Source organism: Massilia sp. IC2-278 (assembly GCF_020708045.1).
Taxonomy (GTDB): domain Bacteria; phylum Pseudomonadota; class Gammaproteobacteria; order Burkholderiales; family Burkholderiaceae_D; genus Telluria.
The window spans coordinates 34,489-51,938 of the sequence record NZ_JAJFES010000004.1; the positions used below are offsets into that span (position 1 = coordinate 34,489).

The window sequence follows — 17,450 nt, forward strand, 5'->3', positions numbered from 1 at the left end:
AATACTGTTAGTTCGCCAGTGCTTTGCCGACGACTTCGCGCACGTCGTTCGACAGGCGTTGCTGCCCTGCCACCTGCTGCAGCGCTTTCTTCATCTGTTCCTGCAGCGCCGGGGTGTAACGGCGCCAGCGGTCCATGGCGCGCGCCAGGCGGCTTGCCACCTGCGGGTTCAGGCCGTCGAGGGTGATCACCTGCTCGGCCCAGAAGGCATAGCCGCTGCCGTCCGGCGCGTGGAACTGCACCGGGTTGTTGGCGCAGAAGCTCGAGACCAGGCTGCGCGCGCGGTTCGGGTTGCGCAGGTTGAAGGCCGGATGGCGCATCAGTTCGCGTACGGCGGCCACGTCGCTCGTGGCGCTCGACGCCTGCATGGCGAACCACTTGTCGATGACCAGGGCTTCGTCCTCGAACTCGTCGTAGAAACGCTGCAGGGCGGCATCGACCGCGGGCACGCGCGCATGGATCATCGCGCTCAGGGCGGCGACGCGGTCGGTCATGTTGCCAGCATTCTCGAACTGGTCCTGGGCAAGCCGGATGCCCTCCTCGTCCTGGGCCGCCGTCAGGTAGGCCAGGCACAGGTTCTTCAGGGCGCGCTTGCCGATCGACAGTGCGTCCGGGCTGTACTCGCCCGGGGTGGCATTCGCGTGGTACTGGGCCAGCAATTGCTCGCGCAGGCGCGCACCGATGTTGGCACGCACGAACTGGCGCGCCAGGTGGATCGCCAGCGGGTCGACCACGGCGATCTGCTCGGCGACCATGGTTTCCGAAGGCAGCAGCAGGGCCTGCTCGCGGAAGGCCGGGTCGAGGGTGTCGTCGCTCAGCATCTTGCCCATGGCCAGCAGGAAGGTGTCGTCCAGCAGCAGCGGCGCGCCAACGCCGGCTTCGCCGGTCAGCTTCAACAGGCGCCCCATGGCCAGGCGCTGGCCGGCTTCCCAGCGGTTCACCGGGTCGCTGTCGTTATTGAACAGGTGCAGCAGGTCGGCGTCGCCGTAGTTGTAGTCGAGGATGATCGGCGCGGAAAAATCGCGCAGAATCGACGGGGTCGGCTGTTCCTGCACGTTCTCGAACACGAAGCTTTGTTCGGACTGGGTGAGTTCCAGCACGGCCGTCGTACCGGCATCCTGGCCATCGATGGTGAGCGGCATGTCCTTGCCGTCCGCCCCTAGCAGGCCCACGGCCACCGGAATGTGGAAGGGGAACTTGCTGGTCTGGCCGGGCGTGGCCGGGCAGGACTGGAAGAAGGTCAGCGTGTAGGTCTTGGCGAGCTCGTCGTAGCGGGTTTCGGCGCGCACGACCGGGGTGCCGGCCTGGCTGTACCAGCGCTCGAACAGGGACAAATCGCGGCCGTTCGCGTCAGCCATGGCGCGGCGGAAATCGTCGCAGGTGACGGCTTGCTCGTCGTGGCGTTCAAAGTAGAGATCCATGCCCTTGCGGAAGCCTTCGCGGCCCAGCAGGGTCTGGTACATGCGCACGACTTCGGCGCCCTTTTCGTACACCGTCACGGTGTAGAAATTGTTGATCTCGACAAAGGAGTCGGGACGCACCGGGTGGGCCATCGGGCCGGCGTCTTCCGGGAACTGCGCCTGGCGCAAGGTGCGCACCTGGTCGATGCGGCCGACGGCGCGGCCGGTGTCGGTGCCGACCATGTCGGCGGAGAATTCCTGGTCGCGGAAGACGGTCAAGCCTTCCTTCAGCGACAACTGGAACCAATCGCGGCAGGTCACGCGGTTGCCGGTCCAGTTGTGGAAGTATTCGTGGCCGACCACGGCTTCGATGCCCTGGAAGTCGATGTCGGTGGCCACGCGCGGATTGGCCAGCACGAACTTGGTGTTGAAGATGTTCAGGCCCTTGTTTTCCATCGCGCCCATGTTGAAGTCGCTGACGGCGACGATCATGAAGCGGTCGAGGTCGAGCTCCAGGCCCCAGCGCTCTTCGTCCCAGCGGATACTGTTCTTCAGCGACTGCATGGCGTAGTCGGTCTTGTCGAGGTTGCCCTCTTCCACCCACACCTGCAGCAGGGCGTCGCGGCCGTCGGCCAGCCTGAACGTTTCTTCCTGGCAGACCAGGCGCGCGGCGACCAGGGCGAACAGGTAGGAAGGCTTCTTGAACGGGTCTTCCCACTTGGCGTAGTGGCGGCCGTCGCCCAGCTCGCCTTCTTCGACCAGGTTACCGTTCGACAGCAGCACCGGGTACTTGTCCTTGTCGGCGCGCAGCATGACTGTGAACTTGGCCATCACGTCCGGGCGGTCCGGGAAGTAGGTGATGGCGCGGAAGCCTTCGGCCTCGCACTGGGTGTAGAAGCTGCCGTTCGAGGTGTACAGGCCGTTGAGCGTGGTGTTCTGTTCCGGCACGCAGATCGTTTCGATCTCGAGCGTGACTTCTTCGGGCGTATCGGGAATGGTCAGCAGGCTGCCTTCGATGCGGTAATCCTGCTCGCCAAGGTCCTTGCCATTCATGCGCAGCGCCACCAGCTCCAGGTTTTCGCCATAGAGCTCGATTTCGCGCTGGGCGCTGTCTGGATTGCGGCGCATCGTCAGCCGGTTGGCGACGATGGTGCGGGCGGGATCGAGGTCGAAGCCGAGTTCGACGGTGTCCACGAGGTAGCTGGGCGGGGTGTAGTCTTTCCGGTAGATCGTCTGGGGCGTATCGGTGCGCATGGGATGGTTCCGAAAAATACGGTCGAAGAAGAAGGTCTTATTCTACCAACAAGGTTTGGCGGGACGCGCCTGAATTCCGTGTATCGGCATGTGTCGGGATGTGGCACTGGTAACGGGGTGTAAATTTATCTGTAAAAATGTGGTAGCAGGCGCAAGCTAAGGATAGGCAAAGACCGTCTATCCATTGAAGAGAGAGAAACGAATGAAACGCTTGATCATGATGACAGCCGCGGCTGCCATGGCCCTGCTGTTGGGCGGCTGCGCGACCACCATCCGCAGCGATGTCACCACCTTCCACCAGTGGCCGGCGCAGATCGAGGAGAAGAGTTATGTCTTCGAAGCACCACCCGCCATCGACAACACCCTGGAATACCAGAGCTACCAGAACCTGGTGCGCGGGCAACTGGCGCAACTGGGTTTCCGTGAAGCGCCAGCCGGCCCGGCGGCCCTGAAAGTGGGCATGCGCTTCACGACCACCGACGTGCCGGTGCGCGTGATCGAACCGGCGATGCCGATGTATGGCTATCCGTATTACCGCATGGGCCCGCGCTTCGGTCCGCGCGGGCGCTGGGCGGGCTGGTATCACCCGTTCTATGACCCGTTCTGGAATCCCTTCCCGGCGTATGAAGTGTCGATCCAGCACCAGTACCGGCGCGAGCTGCAGGTGTCGATCAAGGATGCGGGCGACAAGCGCTTGTTCGATGTTACCGTGCACAACATGAGCCGCGAGCTATCCACGCCGGAAGTGATGCCGGCGCTGGTGCAGAGCGCGTTTGCGGGCTTCCCGGGGCCGAGCGGTGGGGTCAGGCGGGTGGAGTTGCAGCGCAAGAATGGATGAGATGCGGGGCTGGTGAAAGCTGGCTTGGCGGAATCAAAAGCCGGGGGTGATCCCCGGCTTTTTTATTGCTGATTGCGCATGATCTCGCTGCTGCAATCACCCGTACGGTGGGCACTCCGTGCCCACGCGGTTACGTGCTCATCCTTGAGGACACGTGCCGTGAAATGTCGCTCGCGCGATATCACTCGGCCGAGATCGGATTCTGGCTCGCGGATACTGCGCGAGCGAATCGTCACTGCACGTAGCCAATAGCCCACGCACGTAACCGCGTGGGCACGGAGTGCCCACCGTACGGTCGAATCCGCCTATGAGAAATAGGCCTCGGAGCCGAAGGTGATCGCGATAATGAGAAGCACCGCCAGCACCAGCACAATCAATAAACGCCCGAACTTCGGCGTGCCGCCGGCCTCCGGCTCGTTCGGCTCGCGGTCGTCGCTGAACTCCCTCATGGCAGCAGGATCGTCGAGCCCGTCGTGCGGCGGGCTTCGAGCGCGATGTGGGCTTGCGCCGCATCGGCCAAGTCGAAGCGCTGGTGGATGTCGATCTTCACCTTGCCGCTACCAACCATCTCGAACAGATCGGCTGCCATCGCCTCCAGCTCGGGCCGCGTGGCCGCGTACGACCCAAGCGAGGGCCGCGTGAGATACAGCGAGCCGCGCGACGCCAGTTCGTTCATGGTGAACGCCGGCACCGCCCCGGACGAGTTGCCGAAGCTGACCATCAGCCCGCGCGGCTGCAGGCAGTCGAGCGAGCGGATGAAGGTGTCCTTACCCACCGAGTCATAGACCACCGGCACCTTCTTACCGCCGGTGATCTCCAGCACGCGCGCCACGATGTCTTCCTCGTTGTAGTTGATCACGTGTGCGGCGCCATGCGCCAGCGCCAGCTCACCCTTTTCCTTCGACCCGACCGTGCCGATCAGGTTCACGCCCAGCGCCCGCGCCCACTGGCAGGCGATCAGCCCGACGCCGCCGGCCGCCGCATGGAACAGAATCGTCTGGCCCGCCTGCAGCTTGTAGGTGCTATTGAACAGGTATTGCACCGTCAGCCCCTGCAGCATCATGGCAGCGGCGGTCTCGAAGTCGATCGCGTCCGGTAGCTTCACCAGGATGTCGGCCGGCATGGTGCGCAGTTCGCTGTAGGCGCCGTTCGGCCGCCCGGCATAGGCCACGCGGTCGCCCGGCTGCACGTGGGTCACGCCCTCGCCCACCGCCTCGACCACGCCGGCGCCTTCTTGCCCCAGTCCGCTGGGCAAGGGCATCGGGTACAGGCCGGTGCGGAAATACACGTCGATGTAGTTCAGCCCGATCGCATGCTGGCGCACGCGCGCTTCGCCCGGGCCCGGTTCGCCCACCTCGACATCGACATATTCCAGCACTTCCGGACCGCCGGTGCGCGTGAGTCGGATTGCCTTGGCCATCATGGTTTCTTCTCCTCGTTGTTGGCGTTCATCAGTCGGGACAGGACCAGGTGCGCCGTGGCCACGTTCGTTGCGCAGGCGATGTTGTGCACGTCACAGGCGCGCACTAGGGCGTTGATGTCGGGCTCGTGCGGCTGGGGCGTCATCGGGTCGCGCAGGAAGATCACGCAATCGATTTCCCCGGTCACCAGTTGGGCGCCGATCTGCAAGTCGCCGCCGAAGGGCCCGGAATGCTTGCACTCGACCGTCAGGCCGAGTTCGTTGATCAGGCGCCCGCCGGTGGTGCCGGTGGCGGTGAGCGTGCAGCCGGCCAGGAAGTCCCGGTACCCGGCGGCCAGCGTAATCATGTCGTCTTTCTTCTTGTCGTGCGCGATGAGGGCAATGCGAGGCTTCATTTCGTCTCTTTCTATTTTTTCAGGGACAACATGTAGATACCTGCCAGGACCAGGCCGGTTCCCGCCAGCTGCACCGCCGTGACCGGTTCTCCCAGTAGCAAAGCGCCGAGGAACAGCGTCGACACCGGCCCGATCATGCCGGCCTGCGAGGCGGTGGCGGCGCCGATGCGGCCCACCGCGACCATCGTCATGAACACCGGGAAGATAGTACAGAAAACCCCGTTCACGAGCGAGAGTCCATACACCTGCAGCGGCTGCACCAGCAGCGTCGCCGGGCGCAGCAGGAAGAACTGCGCGATGCCGGCCACGCTGGACACGCACATCGCGTAGGCCACCAGGCGCAGCGAGCCGACCCGCTTCACCATCTCGCCCGAGCCGAGCAGGTAGACGGCATAGGTGATGGCCGAGCCCAGCACGAACAGCGAGCCGATCACCGTGCTGCCGGCCCCGCCCGCGAGGTCGTGCACGAACACCAGGACGATGCCGCAGTAGGACAGGGCCAGCGCGCCCCACTCCAGGGCCGTGATGCGGCGCTTCAGGAAGATGGCGGTGATCGCCAGCACGAAGGTCGGCGTGAGAAACAGGATCAGGCGCTCGAGCCCGACCGAGATGTATTGCAGCCCCAGGAAATCGAGGTAGCTCGACAGGTAGTAACCGATGAGCCCGAGCCCGACGATGCGCCAGCGGTCAGCCCAGCTCAGCGGGGCTTGCGTGCGCATCTTCCAGATCGCCACGCCAGCGAACACCGGAAGCGAGAACAGCATTCTGAAGGCGATCAATGTTACTGCGTCGATGTGGTAGCGATACAGCAATTTGGCGACCACGGCTTTCGTGGAAAACAGGACGGCGCCAGCAATGGCGATGGCGAGGCCGCCGACGAGGGTGGCACGTGGTATGGAAGCGGCAGATGTGCCTGGCGCGGACTGGGTCATCCGTCGATTGTACGGCCAAGCACAAAATCGAGCTCGGCAGAAGCCCGGAACGCAAGCCCATGCGGGGAGTCGAAGCTCTACATCTACCATTCATGAGGAGCGACAATGCCGAACTCGAGCATAACCATGCGGCGGCCGCGCGGCCGTCCGAACCGGGCCACGGGAGCGTACAGATGACCGCCCTTGTCCGCGTCGATACCCAGCCGGGGCGCGAGCGTCCGCTCGTCATTGCCTGGCTGTCGGGCATCGTGGCCCTGTGCTGGGCCTGCCTGGTATTCCAGGCGCTGCACATCTCGTCCGCCGAACCGGCCAGCCTGGCGCACACGAGCCGGCCCCTGAGCACGCCGCCCTACCGCGCCTACGAGCTGGTGCTGGTGCTGGCGATGTGGGGCGCCATGCTGTCGGCCATGGTGCTGCCGGCCGCCACGCCGGCGATCCTGCTGTTTGCCCGCATCAACCGCCTGGCGCAGTCGGTACGCCACCCGAACCTGGCGACCCTGCTGTTCGTGGGCGGCTACCTGGCCGTGTGGAGCGGCTTCGGCGCCCTGGCCACCCTGGCCCAGTGGGCCCTGCACGACGCCGGCGCCCTCGATACCGGGATGGCCGTGATGAACGCCAGCGCCTGCGGCCTGATCCTGGTGGCGGCCGGGCTCTACCAGTGGACGCCAGCCAAGCATGCCTGCCTGCAGGTGTGCCGCAATCCGCTCGGCTTTGTCCTCACCGGCTGGCGCTCGGGCCTGCTGGGGGCGCTGCGCATGGGCCTCGGCCACGGACTCTACTGTTGCGGCTCGTGCTGGCTGCTGATGCTGCTGCTGTTCGTGGCCGGCGTCACCAACTTCGCCGCCCTGCTCGGCCTGGCCGGGCTGCTGCTGGCCGAGAAGCTGCTGCCGGGCGGGACGGTAGTGGCCTGTATCGGCGGACTCGGGCTCGTTGCGTGGGGCACACTCTTGCTGTTTCCATAACACGGGGAGGCAGATTCCGGGGCGGGGTGCATGCTAGAATGTCGGCCACTCTTGCATAAGGGGCTTTTGGTCAAACGGTCGCAAGCCCCGTACCGTCTAAGGAATACTCGACATGGCTGGACACAGCAAATGGGCCAACATCAAGCATAAGAAAGCCGCCACCGACGCCAAGCGCGGCAAGATCTGGACCCGTCTCATCAAGGAAATCACGGTTGCCGCGCGCATGGGCGGCGGCGACCTCGACGCCAACCCGCGCCTGCGCCTGGCAGTCGACAAGGCAGCCGACGCCAATATGCCGAAGGACAACGTCACGCGTGCGATCCAGCGCGGCTCGGGCAGCCTGGAAGGCGTGGACTACGAAGAGATCCGCTACGAAGGCTACGGCATCGGCGGCGCGGCGATCATCGTCGACTGCATGACCGACAACCGCGTGCGGACCGTGGCCGAAGTGCGCCACGCCTTCAGCAAGTTCGGCGGCAACATGGGCACCGAGGGTTCGGTGGCCTTCATGTTCAAGCACACCGGCCAGTTCCTGTTCGCGCCGGGCGTGGAAGAAGACAAGCTGATGGAAGCGGCGCTGGAAGCCGGCGCCGACGACGTGGTGCAGGACGAGGAAGGCGGCTTCGAAGTGCTGTGCGACCCGTTCGCGTTCTCGAACGTGAAGACGGCGCTGGAAGCGGCGGGCTTCAAGGCCGAAGTGGCGGAAGTCATCATGAAGCCGGCCACCGAAACCGTGTTCACGGGCGACGACGCCATCAAGATGCAGAAGCTGCTGGACGCGCTGGAAAACCTGGACGACGTCCAGGAGATCTACACCAACGCAGTGATCGAAGAGTAAATCCGAAGAACAAGCGCGAAAGCCACGTATGAAAATCCTGGTAGTCGGCTCTGGGGGCCGTGAACATGCTCTGGCCTGGAAACTGGCCCAATCCGAACGCGTCCAGGTGGTCTATGTGGCGCCGGGCAATGGCGGCACCGCGCTCGATTCGCGCCTGGTGAACCTGGACATCACCGACCCGGCCGCCCTGGCCGACTTCGTGGTGGCCGAGCACGTCGGGCTGACCCTGGTCGGGCCGGAAGCGCCGCTGGCGGCCGGCATCGTGAATCTGTTCCGCTCGCGCGGCCTGAAGATCTTCGGGCCGACGCGCGAAGCGGCACAGCTGGAAAGTTCCAAGGATTTTGCCAAGGCCTTCATGCAGCGCCACGGCATTCCGACCGCGAAGTACCAGAGTTTTTCCGATGCCGCCGAAGCGCACGCCTACGTGGATGCGAACGGTGCGCCGATCGTCATCAAGGCCGACGGCCTGGCCGCCGGCAAGGGCGTGGTGGTGGCCATGACGCTGGAAGAAGCGCATGCCGCGGTCGACCACATGCTGTCGGATAACGCCTTTGGCGACGCCGGCGCGCGCATCGTGATCGAGGAATTCCTGGCCGGCGAAGAAGCCAGCTTCATCGTCATGTGCGACGGCAAGAACGTCTTGCCAATGGCCACCTCGCAAGACCACAAGCGCCTGAAGGATGCGGACCAGGGCCCGAACACGGGCGGCATGGGCGCCTACTCCCCTGCCCCGATCGTGACCCCGGCCATGCATGCGCGCGTGATGCGCGAGATCATCAACCCGACCATCCAGGGCATGGCCAAGGACGGCATCCAGTTCACCGGCTTCCTGTACGTCGGCCTGATGATCGACGCCGAAGGCAACCCGCGTACGCTGGAATTCAATTGCCGCATGGGCGACCCGGAAACCCAGCCGATCATGGCGCGCCTGAAAAGCGATTACGTCAACGTGCTGGAACACGCCTGCAACGGCACGCTCAATGCGGTGGACCTGGAATGGGACCGCCGCACCGCCGTGGGCGTGGTGATGGCGGCAGCCGGCTACCCGGACAGCCCACGCAAGGGCGATGTCATCGAAGGGATTGCGGCCGAGACGGCCGAATGCATCACTTTCCATGCCGGCACCCAGATCGTGGACGGCAAGCTGCAGTCGAACGGCGGGCGCGTGCTGTGCGTGGTGGGGCTGGGCGACAGCGTCAAGATGGCGCAGAAGCAGGCGTATGAGGGTGTGGAGAAGATTCGCTTCGATGGCGCGCAGTTCCGCCGCGATATCGGGTGGCGTGGGGTTAAATAAGTTTTGATCGTGGCGAGTTCATAGGCTAGCGGGCGAATCATCCCGGCTGCAGGCCACCGCACACGCACGTAACCGCGTGGGCACGGAGTGCCCACCGTACGGGACGCGCCGCAGGCTGGGGTTTCGTAGGGTGGACACCTGTGTCCACGCTGTCTCACCATCTGCACACCACCAAGATTCGTAGGGTGGGCACTTGTGCCCACGCTGTCTTACCATCTGCACACCACCCGCGCAATTTCGATGTGTACATTCCGCACAGTGTACAATCGCCACCTATTTCGTTTCGCACCCTGATCCCATGTCCACCCCATCCCCTTCCGCCATCAAAGCCTGGCTGCTCGACCTGCAGTCGCGCATCGTCGCAGGCCTGGAAGACGTGGACGGCAAGCCTTTCCTGAAGGACAGCTGGGAGCGCCCGGAAGGCGGTGGCGGCATCTCGCGCCTGATTGAAGAAGGCAATGTACTCGAACGCGGCGGCGTAAACTTTTCGCACGTGATGGGCACCAACCTGCCGCCATCGGCCGCCGCGGCGCGTCCGGAACTGGCGGGCCGCGCCTGGGAAGCCATGGGCGTGTCGCTGGTGCTGCATCCGCGTAATCCCTACGCCCCGACCGTGCACATGAACGTGCGCTTCTTCGAGGCCACGGCCGAGGGGCAAGAGCCGGTCTGGTGGTTCGGCGGCGGCATGGACCTGACGCCCTACTACGGCAACGTCGACGACGCGCGCCACTTCCACCAGATTTGCCACGACGCGCTGGCGCCCTACGGCGACGACCTGCACCCGCGCTTCAAGAAGTGGTGCGACGAGTATTTCTACATCAAGCACCGCAAGGAAGCGCGCGGCGTCGGCGGCATTTTCTTCGACGACTTCAACGAGCTGCCTTTCGACGAAGCCTTTGCCATGGTGCAGAAGGTGGGTGACGGTTTCCTCGACGCCTATCTGCCGATCCTTCAACGCCGCAAGGACACGCCGTATGGCGAACGCGAGCGCGACTTCCAGGCTTACCGCCGCGGCCGCTATGTCGAGTTCAACCTGGTATGGGACCGCGGCACCCACTTCGGCCTGCAATCGGGCGGCCGCACCGAGGCGATCCTGATGTCGCTGCCACCGATCGTCAAGTGGCGCTACGACTGGCATCCGGAAGACGGCAGCGCGGAAGCGGCGCTGTACACCGACTTCCTGCCGCACCGGGACTGGCTCGCTTCGTGATTCCCTGCGTCGCCCTGCTGGGGGGCAGTTTCGATCCCGTGCACCATGGCCACGTCGCGCTGGCGCGGCTGTTCGTCGAACTGCTGCACCCGAGCGAACTGCGCGTGCTGCCGGCCCGTCCCTGGCAAAAGGCGGCGCTGCAGGCGGGCGACGAAGACCGAATCGCCATGCTGGACCTGGCGTTCCGCGACGCCGGGCTGCCGGCCACGATAGACCGCCGCGAAATCGACCGCGGCACCCCGACTTATACCGTCGAAACCTTGCGCGGCCTGCGGGCCGAACTCGGCGACGACGCGTCCATCGTTTTCCTGATGGGCGCCGACCAGTTGCTCAAGCTCGATAGCTGGCGCGACTGGCGCGAACTGTTTGACCTCGCCAACATCGGCGTGGCTGCCCGGCCGGGCTACAGGCTGGAGCAGGACGCGTTGCCGCCGCCGGTGGCAGAGGAAATGGCGCGGCGCCTGGCGTCGCCCGAAGAAGTGCGCACCACGCCTGCCGGGCTGGTGTGCATGGCACACACATTGGCCGTGGATATTTCCGCGACCGAGGTCCGGGCACTGCTCAAGGGAGAGAACAAACCGGGGGGCGCTTCGCAAGAAGCGCCAGCCTCGCTCCTCGCGCGGGTAGTGCTAGACTACATTCAACAACATAATTTATACAAAAGCTAATGGATATCAAAAAACTGCAAACCCTCGTCGTGGACGCCCTCGAAGACGTCAAGGGCCAGGAAATCATGCTGTTCGACACGACCGGGCTGACCAGCCTGTTCGACCGCATCGCCGTCGTCTCGGGTACCTCGAACCGCCAGACCAAGGCGCTGGCCGCGTCGGTCCGTGACAAGGTCAAGGCTGCCGGCGGCGACGTCATCGGCATGGAAGGCGAAGACACCGGCGAATGGGTGCTGGTCGACCTGGGCGACATGATCGTCCACATCATGCAGCCGGCGATTCGCCAGTACTACCGCCTGGAAGAAATCTGGGGCGAGAAGCCGGTCAAGCTGGGCGCCGCCAAGCGCAAGTCGACGCCGGAAGCGCTTGAGGCTGCCGAGTCGAAGGTCAAGTCCAAGCACCTGGCCGCGAACCAGGACCAGCCGGAAGCCAAGCCTGTGCGCGAGCGCAAGACCGCAACCAAGACCGCTGCCGTGAAAGCGCCGGCCAAGAAGCCGGTCGCCAAGGCAGTCTCGAAAGCCATCGGCAAGACCGTGAAGGTTGCTCCACCAAAAGCCGAAGTGGCCGCCGTGAAAGCGCTGAAGGCACTGCCGCCGAAGCGTACCGTCAAGGCTGCCGTCACCGCCGAAGGCGAACCGGTGAAGAAGGTCATCAAGCGCGTGACCAAGAAGGCTGCCGAGTAAGCTTCGATGCAACTGATCATTGCCGCGGTCGGCCACAAGATGCCGGCCTGGATCGAAACCGGCTTTGGGGAATACACGAAGCGCATGCCGCCCGAGCTGCGCATCGTGCTCAAGGAAATCAAGCCGGTCGAGCGTTCCGGCAGCAAGACGGCGGCCACCGCGATGGCGCTCGAACGCGAGCGCATCGAAGCAGTGCTGCCGAAAGGCGTGCGCATCATTGCCCTCGACGAACGGGGCAAGGACCTGACAAGTGTTGGCCTCTCCCAACAATTGTTGAACTGGCAGCAGGATGGGCGCGACACCGCCTTCCTGATCGGCGGTGCGGACGGGCTCGACCCTGAGCTGAAGGCACGCGCCGAAGGCATGATCCGTATTTCCAGCATGACCCTGCCCCACGGCGTGGTGCGGGTGATGCTGGCGGAACAGCTGTACCGCGCCTGGTCGATTACCCAGAACCATCCGTATCACCGCGTTTGATTCTCGCCTCATGAAATCGCACAACAAGAAGATGTACCTCGCGTCGAAAAGCCCGCGCCGCCGCGAACTGCTGCGCCAGGTCGGCATCGACTTCGATTTGCTGAGCCTGCGCAGCGACCCGGCGCGCGGCATCGACGTGCCCGAAGATGTCTTCGAGGGCGAGCTGGCGCAGGATTATGTGGTACGCGTGGCGCTGGAAAAAGGCGCATTCGCCTGGAAGGTGCTGCAACAGCGCCGCCAGCCCCTGCGTCCGGTGCTGACGGCCGACACCACGGTCACCATCGACGGCGACATCCTCGGCAAGCCGGCCGACCTGGCCGAAGCGCGGGCCATGCTCGAGCAATTGTCCGGGCGTACCCACCAGGTGCTGACCACGGTGGCCGTGCACTACACCGACATGGCCGAGCACGTAACCCAGGTGTCGAACGTGCGCTTTGCGAAATTGACTGCGCAACAGATCGCCGCCTACTGCGCCACGAGCGAGCCCTACGACAAGGCGGGAGCGTATGGCATCCAGGGGCTGGCGGCGCTGTTCATCGAGCATATCGAGGGCAGCCATTCGGGAATCATGGGCTTGCCGATCTTCGAGACGGCGGTCCTGCTGCGCAAGGCGGGATTCCAGGTTTAACGGATCGCGCCGCCGGGCTGTAGGGTGGCCGGCTTTGCCGTCCACGCGTTCAACCGACCGTGATTCATTCGGCATACCGGCCCTCCTCGGCATTGGCGAGATCGCCGTGCTTCGCAATGCACACGATAACGATCGACGCATGGACGGCAAAGCCGCCTTGCGCGGCCCGGTCCACCCTACCCGCCTGCAATATCCCCGCATCGACCCGCCACGCTCGCCCACCCCAGCGTGTATCATGACACTCTGAACAATATCCTCACGCGTAGCGCTCATGAACGAAGACATCCTCATCAATATCACCCCGCAGGAAACGCGCGTGGCGCTGGTCCTGCAGGGCGCGGTGCAGGAGTTGCACATCGAGCGTACGCTGACGCGTGGCCTGGCCGGCAACGTGTATTCGGGCAAGGTCGTGCGCGTGCTGCCGGGCATGCAGTCGGCCTTCATCGACATCGGCCTGGAACGCGCCGCCTTCCTGCACGTGGCCGACATCTGGGAAGCGCGCCCGCACGATAACTCCAACGTGCCGCCTACGCCCATCGAAAAGCTGCTCTACGACGGCCAGGTGCTGACCGTGCAGGTGATCAAGGACCCGATCGGCACCAAGGGCGCACGCCTCTCGACGCAGATTTCGATTGCCGGCCGCATGCTGGTCTACCTGCCGCAGGACAAGCACATCGGCATCTCGCAAAAGATCGAAAAGGAAGCCGACCGCGAACTGCTGCGCACGCGCATGGCGGGCCTGCTGCCGGCGGAAGAAAAAGGCGGCTACATCGTCCGTACCCAGGCCGAGGAAGCGTCGGATGCCGACCTCTCGGCCGACATCGATTACCTGCGCAAGACCTGGGCCGCGATCCAGAACGGCGCCCGCACCCGTCCCGCCACGAGCCTGCTCTATCAAGATTTGAACCTGGCCCAGCGCGTGCTGCGCGACTTCGTGCACGACGAGACGGCAACCATCCAGGTCGACTCGCGCGAGAACTACCTGATGCTGGTCGAATTCGCCAAGATCTATACCCCGAGCGTGCTGGCGCGCCTGCAGCACTACACCGGCGAGCGTCCGCTGTTCGATCTGTACGGCGTGGAAGAAGAAATCCTGCGCGCGCTGGGCCGGCGCGTGGATCTGAAATCCGGCGGCTACCTGATCGTCGACCAGACCGAGGCGATGACCACCATCGATGTGAACACCGGCGGTTTCGTCGGCGGGCGCAACTTCGCGGACACGATTTTCAAGACCAACCTGGAAGCCGCGCACGCGATTGCGCGCCAGCTGCGCCTGCGTAACCTGGGCGGCATCATCATCCTCGACTTCATCGACATGGAGAACAACGAGCACCGCAACGCCGTGCTCGCCGAACTCAAGAAAACCCTGGCGCGCGACCGCACCAAGGTGTCGGTGAGCGGCTTCTCCGCGCTGGGTCTGGTGGAGATGACGAGGAAGCGCACGCGCGAATCGCTGGCCCACATCCTGTGCGAGCCCTGCCCGGCCTGCTCCGGCAAGGGGCAAGTGAAAACCTCGCGCACCATCTGCTACGAAATCCTGCGCGAACTGCTGCGCGAGGCGAAGCAGTTCAATCCGCGCGAATTCCGCATCCTGGCTTCGCAGGAAGTGGTCGACCTGTTCCTGGAAGAAGAGTCGCAACACCTGGCCATGCTGGGCGACTTCATTGGCAAGAAGATTTCGCTGCAGGTGGAGAAGGGTTACCACCAGGAGCAATACGATGTGATTTTGATGTGATCTGCGCGATGGCCATGACGCTCGAAGCACGCTGGCAGCGCTTGTGGACCGAGCTGGGCCTGCCTGCTCCCGCCGGCCTGCTGCCAGCCCTGCTCCAAGCCTACAGCGAGCCGCAGCGCCACTATCACACACTGCAGCATCTGGATGAATGCTTTGCCCACTTCGACGCAGTGAAGCAGCTGGCCGAGCATCCTTTGGAAGTCGAGCTGGCCCTCTGGTTCCACGACAGCGTCTACGACGTGCATGCGCGCGACAACGAGGTGCAATCGGCTGCCTGGGCGGACCGGGCGCTCCTCGATGCCGGCCTGCCGAACGATGCCTGCGCCCGCATCCACGTGCTGATCATGGCCACCTGCCACGACGCCCTGCCCGCATCGAACGATGCGCGCCTGCTGACCGACATCGACCTCGCCATCCTCGGCGCCGCGCCGGCACGCTTTGCCGAGTACGAAGTGCAGATCCGTCGCGAGTACGCCCACGTGCCGCCGGCGCTGTTCACGGCCAGGCGTAGCGAGATCCTGCAAGCCTTCCTGGAGCGGACACCGCTGTTCCAGGCGCCTGCCTGCCGTGACCGCTTCGAGGCGGCTGCCAGGCGCAATCTTGCCGGGGCAATCGCCGCCAGGTAAGAAGCGCAGGCCCGCACCGCAGGCCGGAGGCGGTTGGCTTTGCGTGCGCACAAACGCTGGAGCCTTGCACGGCGCACGATGGGGGCATCGGCACGGCGTCAACGCATGCGGGGCTGCCATGGACCAGCACAACGAAATCCTCAGGTTCGTTTTCGATTCCCGGCTCAGCCTGTTCAATACGCGCAGGGACCATGAATGGCGGGTCATCATCAGTGCGATGGTGCTGATGGGCGCGGTCGACCTCACGCTGTTGTCGCAACACATTGTCTTGAACGCATTCCAGCTCAAGCTGTGGTGGGTGGCGCTGTTTTGCCTGTTCGTGTCGATTGCCTGGTACCAGTGGGGCGTGCAGGTCAGGAACAGGGTCGACCGGGTGGCGATGGATTACATCCTGCACCACATGTGCAACGAGCTCGGCATCCACAGGAACAGCGACCTGCGCGCGGGCATCGACCGCGAAAAGGAAAACATTCCCCATTCCAGGAAAAACCCGATCTTCCACCTGACCTATCTATGGGCCTTCATTCCGCAGATGCTGGTGCTGCTGGTGGCCTCGGTGCTCTCGGCCTACATTCCCCATCTTGCGCAGCAGGCCACACCCGACCCGCCGGCATCCGCCGCGCGCTGGGTGCCGGTTTCCGGCTGTGCTCCCGGTTGCGGCCCCTGCCGGGTCATGTCTGCCGGGCTGGCGCGCTAGGCGAACAGCTTACGGTTCCTCGCCACGCTCGGCCCGCGGGCGATGCTCCAGGCGGCCGTCGCGCAGCTTGAGCCGCTGCACGCCCGGCAGGCCGATCAAGTCGCGGTCGTGGCAAGCCATCACCACCGTGCTGCCCTGCTCCATCAGCGTCGGAATCAGGGCGATCACGCCTTCGCGCGCGCTGCCGTCCAGGTTGGCGGTCGGCTCGTCCAGCAGTAGCAGACGCGGTTGCAGCACGCGTGCGCGGGCCAGCGCCACGCGCTGCTTCTCGCCGCCGGACAGGCGCGCCGGTTCGGTGTCGGCCAGGTACTCGACGCCGGCCCAGTGCATCGCTTCCTCCACCGTCTTCTTCACGACGGTTTTCGACTCGCCGCGCGCCAGCAAGCCATAGGCGATGTTGTGCCAGACGCTGGTCGAGAACATGATCGGATGCTGGTGCACGTAGACGATGGCGGCGCGCAGCGCCTTCGGATACGGCTGCAGGCTGAACGAATGGCCATCGAAGCTCACGCTGTCCACCTGCGCCGCCTCCAGCCCGCCGAGAATGCGCAGCAGCGTGCTCTTGCCCACACCGTTGGCCCCGGTCAGCACATAGGCGCTGGCCGCGTCCAGCGTGAGTTCGTCGATGTCGAACAGCAGGCGTTCGCCATGCCGCTTGCGCAGGCCGCGCACGCTGAGCAGCGCATTCATACCCTGCCTCCGGCCGTATGCGCCTCGCCCTGCAACAGCATCAGCGCGCCATTCATCACCAGCGCCAGCGTCACCAGCACGATGCCCAGCGCGATGCCCTGCGCGAATTCGCCCTTGCTGGTTTCGAGTGCGATGGCCGTGGTGATGGTGCGCGTCTCGCCCTGGATGTTCCCGCCCACCATCAGCGCGCAGCCGACTTCCGAAATCACGCGCCCGAAGCCGCTGATCACGGCCGCCATCACGCCATAGCGCGCTTCATGCAGCACCGTGGTCATCACGCGCCAGCGCGAAGCGCCAAGGGCGCGCGCCGTTTCGGCATAGCGCGGATCGAGGGCCTGCACCGCCGCCAGCGTAAAGGCCAGCAGCACCGGCATCCCGACCACGAACTGCCCGGCGATGATGCCCGACTGCGAGAACAGCCATTCCAGCGGCCCGAGTGGCCCGCGGCGCGACAGCAGCAGGTACAGCAGCAGGCCGATCAGGACGGTGGGCAGCGACAGCGCGCACTGCGCCAGCCAGACCGCGATGCGCCGCCCCGGAAAGCGATGCATCGCGATCGCATAGCCGAGCAGCACGGCCGGCGGCGTGGCCAGCAGCAGGCCGATGACGCTGGTCTTGATCGATACCCAGACGATGTGCCAGAGCGCCGCGTCGCCGGAAAACAGCAAGGCGAACGCGTGCAGCGTGGCTTCCCACAGGGTCAT

Annotated in this window: 19 protein-coding genes; 12 read left to right on the forward strand and 7 right to left on the reverse strand. The window is 64.7% G+C overall.

Annotated features, from left to right (window positions below):
- Window positions 1-7: 7 nt before the first annotated feature.
- Window positions 8-2,653, reverse strand: a complete 2,646-nt coding sequence (pepN, locus tag LK540_RS10095; protein ID WP_229437171.1) for an aminopeptidase N — start codon at window positions 2,651-2,653, stop codon at window positions 8-10.
- A gap of 202 nt (window positions 2,654-2,855) precedes the next feature.
- On the opposite strand from pepN, the gene LK540_RS10100 reads away from it, so the two are divergent.
- Window positions 2,856-3,491 carry a DUF4136 domain-containing protein gene (locus LK540_RS10100; RefSeq protein WP_229437172.1) on the forward strand — a complete coding sequence of 212 codons (636 nt, stop codon included), beginning with the start codon at window positions 2,856-2,858 and terminating at the stop codon, window positions 3,489-3,491.
- Window positions 3,492-3,796: 305 nt separating this feature from the next.
- Here LK540_RS10100 and LK540_RS10105 read toward each other — a convergent pair whose 3' ends face one another.
- Genes LK540_RS10105 through LK540_RS10120 form a run of 4 tightly spaced genes read right to left on the reverse strand, consistent with a single transcriptional unit; the run spans window position 3,797 to window position 6,238 of the window.
- A complete protein-coding gene (locus tag LK540_RS10105; RefSeq protein WP_229437173.1) occupies window positions 3,797-3,940 on the reverse strand; it encodes a hypothetical protein in 144 nt (47 codons plus the stop codon).
- Window positions 3,937-4,911 (reverse strand): quinone oxidoreductase, encoded by a 975-nt coding sequence (locus tag LK540_RS10110; RefSeq protein WP_229437477.1) that lies wholly within the window; start codon window positions 4,909-4,911, stop codon window positions 3,937-3,939. Before LK540_RS10110 ends, LK540_RS10105 begins: the two co-directional genes overlap by 4 nt.
- Window positions 4,911-5,306, reverse strand: a complete 396-nt coding sequence (locus LK540_RS10115) for a methylglyoxal synthase (RefSeq protein WP_229437174.1) — start codon at window positions 5,304-5,306, stop codon at window positions 4,911-4,913. Before LK540_RS10115 ends, LK540_RS10110 begins: the two co-directional genes overlap by 1 nt.
- 11 nt (window positions 5,307-5,317) lie before the next feature.
- Entirely contained in the window at window positions 5,318-6,238 is a 921-nt protein-coding gene (locus LK540_RS10120; protein ID WP_229437175.1) for a DMT family transporter, read from the reverse strand.
- Window positions 6,239-6,411: 173 nt separating this feature from the next.
- Between LK540_RS10120 and LK540_RS10125 the strand changes: the two genes are divergently transcribed.
- The 11 genes from LK540_RS10125 (at window position 6,412) to LK540_RS10175 (ending at window position 16,056) form a co-directional block, all read left to right on the forward strand.
- Window positions 6,412-7,200 carry a DUF2182 domain-containing protein gene (locus tag LK540_RS10125; RefSeq protein WP_229437176.1) on the forward strand — a complete coding sequence of 263 codons (789 nt, stop codon included), beginning with the start codon at window positions 6,412-6,414 and terminating at the stop codon, window positions 7,198-7,200.
- Between the two features lie 112 nt (window positions 7,201-7,312).
- Window positions 7,313-8,038 (forward strand): YebC/PmpR family DNA-binding transcriptional regulator, encoded by a 726-nt coding sequence (locus LK540_RS10130; RefSeq protein WP_229437177.1) that lies wholly within the window; start codon window positions 7,313-7,315, stop codon window positions 8,036-8,038.
- Window positions 8,039-8,066: 28 nt separating this feature from the next.
- Window positions 8,067-9,332, forward strand: coding sequence for a phosphoribosylamine--glycine ligase (gene purD / locus LK540_RS10135; RefSeq protein ID WP_229437178.1), 1,266 nt, complete (start codon window positions 8,067-8,069; stop codon window positions 9,330-9,332).
- Window positions 9,333-9,630: 298 nt separating this feature from the next.
- Window positions 9,631-10,542, forward strand: coding sequence for an oxygen-dependent coproporphyrinogen oxidase (gene hemF, locus LK540_RS10140; RefSeq protein WP_229437179.1), 912 nt, complete (start codon window positions 9,631-9,633; stop codon window positions 10,540-10,542).
- Complete coding sequence (locus tag LK540_RS10145) at window positions 10,539-11,210, forward strand: nicotinate-nucleotide adenylyltransferase (protein ID WP_229437180.1); 672 nt, start codon at window positions 10,539-10,541, stop codon at window positions 11,208-11,210. Before hemF ends, LK540_RS10145 begins: the two co-directional genes overlap by 4 nt.
- The gene (rsfS, locus tag LK540_RS10150) at window positions 11,210-11,893 is read left to right on the forward strand and encodes a ribosome silencing factor (RefSeq protein WP_229437181.1); all 684 of its coding nucleotides are present in this window, start codon (window positions 11,210-11,212) and stop codon (window positions 11,891-11,893) included. The genes LK540_RS10145 and rsfS overlap by 1 nt, the downstream gene beginning before the upstream one ends.
- A gap of 6 nt (window positions 11,894-11,899) precedes the next feature.
- Window positions 11,900-12,370 carry a 23S rRNA (pseudouridine(1915)-N(3))-methyltransferase RlmH gene (gene rlmH / locus LK540_RS10155; protein WP_229437182.1) on the forward strand — a complete coding sequence of 157 codons (471 nt, stop codon included), beginning with the start codon at window positions 11,900-11,902 and terminating at the stop codon, window positions 12,368-12,370.
- Between the two features lie 10 nt (window positions 12,371-12,380).
- Window positions 12,381-12,998, forward strand: coding sequence for a nucleoside triphosphate pyrophosphatase (locus tag LK540_RS10160; protein WP_229437183.1), 618 nt, complete (start codon window positions 12,381-12,383; stop codon window positions 12,996-12,998).
- Window positions 12,999-13,269: 271 nt separating this feature from the next.
- Window positions 13,270-14,733, forward strand: a complete 1,464-nt coding sequence (rng, locus tag LK540_RS10165; RefSeq protein WP_229437184.1) for a ribonuclease G — start codon at window positions 13,270-13,272, stop codon at window positions 14,731-14,733.
- A gap of 14 nt (window positions 14,734-14,747) precedes the next feature.
- Window positions 14,748-15,359, forward strand: a complete 612-nt coding sequence (locus LK540_RS10170) for an N-methyl-D-aspartate receptor NMDAR2C subunit (protein WP_229437185.1) — start codon at window positions 14,748-14,750, stop codon at window positions 15,357-15,359.
- A gap of 43 nt (window positions 15,360-15,402) precedes the next feature.
- Window positions 15,403-16,056, forward strand: coding sequence for a hypothetical protein (locus tag LK540_RS10175; RefSeq protein ID WP_229437186.1), 654 nt, complete (start codon window positions 15,403-15,405; stop codon window positions 16,054-16,056).
- Between the two features lie 9 nt (window positions 16,057-16,065).
- Here LK540_RS10175 and LK540_RS10180 read toward each other — a convergent pair whose 3' ends face one another.
- Together LK540_RS10180 and LK540_RS10185 are read right to left on the reverse strand one after the other, a co-directional pair.
- On the reverse strand, window positions 16,066-16,746 hold the full coding sequence (locus LK540_RS10180; protein ID WP_229437187.1) for an energy-coupling factor ABC transporter ATP-binding protein: 681 nt from the start codon (window positions 16,744-16,746) through the stop codon (window positions 16,066-16,068).
- On the reverse strand, window positions 16,743-17,450 hold the full coding sequence (locus LK540_RS10185) for an ABC transporter permease (protein WP_229437188.1): 708 nt from the start codon (window positions 17,448-17,450) through the stop codon (window positions 16,743-16,745). The genes LK540_RS10180 and LK540_RS10185 overlap by 4 nt, the downstream gene beginning before the upstream one ends.

Coding starts and splice junctions, on each gene's coding strand:
- pepN (WP_229437171.1), bottom strand. CDS start 2,653: ATGCGCACCGATACGCCCCAGACGATCTACCGGAAAGACTACACCCCG.
- LK540_RS10100 (WP_229437172.1), top strand. CDS start 2,856: ATGAAACGCTTGATCATGATGACAGCCGCGGCTGCCATGGCCCTGCTG.
- LK540_RS10105 (WP_229437173.1), bottom strand. CDS start 3,940: ATGAGGGAGTTCAGCGACGACCGCGAGCCGAACGAGCCGGAGGCCGGC.
- LK540_RS10110 (WP_229437477.1), bottom strand. CDS start 4,911: ATGGCCAAGGCAATCCGACTCACGCGCACCGGCGGTCCGGAAGTGCTG.
- LK540_RS10115 (WP_229437174.1), bottom strand. CDS start 5,306: ATGAAGCCTCGCATTGCCCTCATCGCGCACGACAAGAAGAAAGACGAC.
- LK540_RS10120 (WP_229437175.1), bottom strand. CDS start 6,238: ATGACCCAGTCCGCGCCAGGCACATCTGCCGCTTCCATACCACGTGCC.
- LK540_RS10125 (WP_229437176.1), top strand. CDS start 6,412: ATGACCGCCCTTGTCCGCGTCGATACCCAGCCGGGGCGCGAGCGTCCG.
- LK540_RS10130 (WP_229437177.1), top strand. CDS start 7,313: ATGGCTGGACACAGCAAATGGGCCAACATCAAGCATAAGAAAGCCGCC.
- purD (WP_229437178.1), top strand. CDS start 8,067: ATGAAAATCCTGGTAGTCGGCTCTGGGGGCCGTGAACATGCTCTGGCC.
- hemF (WP_229437179.1), top strand. CDS start 9,631: ATGTCCACCCCATCCCCTTCCGCCATCAAAGCCTGGCTGCTCGACCTG.
- rsfS (WP_229437181.1), top strand. CDS start 11,210: ATGGATATCAAAAAACTGCAAACCCTCGTCGTGGACGCCCTCGAAGAC.
- rlmH (WP_229437182.1), top strand. CDS start 11,900: ATGCAACTGATCATTGCCGCGGTCGGCCACAAGATGCCGGCCTGGATC.
- LK540_RS10160 (WP_229437183.1), top strand. CDS start 12,381: ATGAAATCGCACAACAAGAAGATGTACCTCGCGTCGAAAAGCCCGCGC.
- rng (WP_229437184.1), top strand. CDS start 13,270: ATGAACGAAGACATCCTCATCAATATCACCCCGCAGGAAACGCGCGTG.
- LK540_RS10170 (WP_229437185.1), top strand. CDS start 14,748: ATGACGCTCGAAGCACGCTGGCAGCGCTTGTGGACCGAGCTGGGCCTG.
- LK540_RS10180 (WP_229437187.1), bottom strand. CDS start 16,746: ATGAATGCGCTGCTCAGCGTGCGCGGCCTGCGCAAGCGGCATGGCGAA.
- LK540_RS10185 (WP_229437188.1), bottom strand. CDS start 17,450: ATGACCCTGTGGGAAGCCACGCTGCACGCGTTCGCCTTGCTGTTTTCC.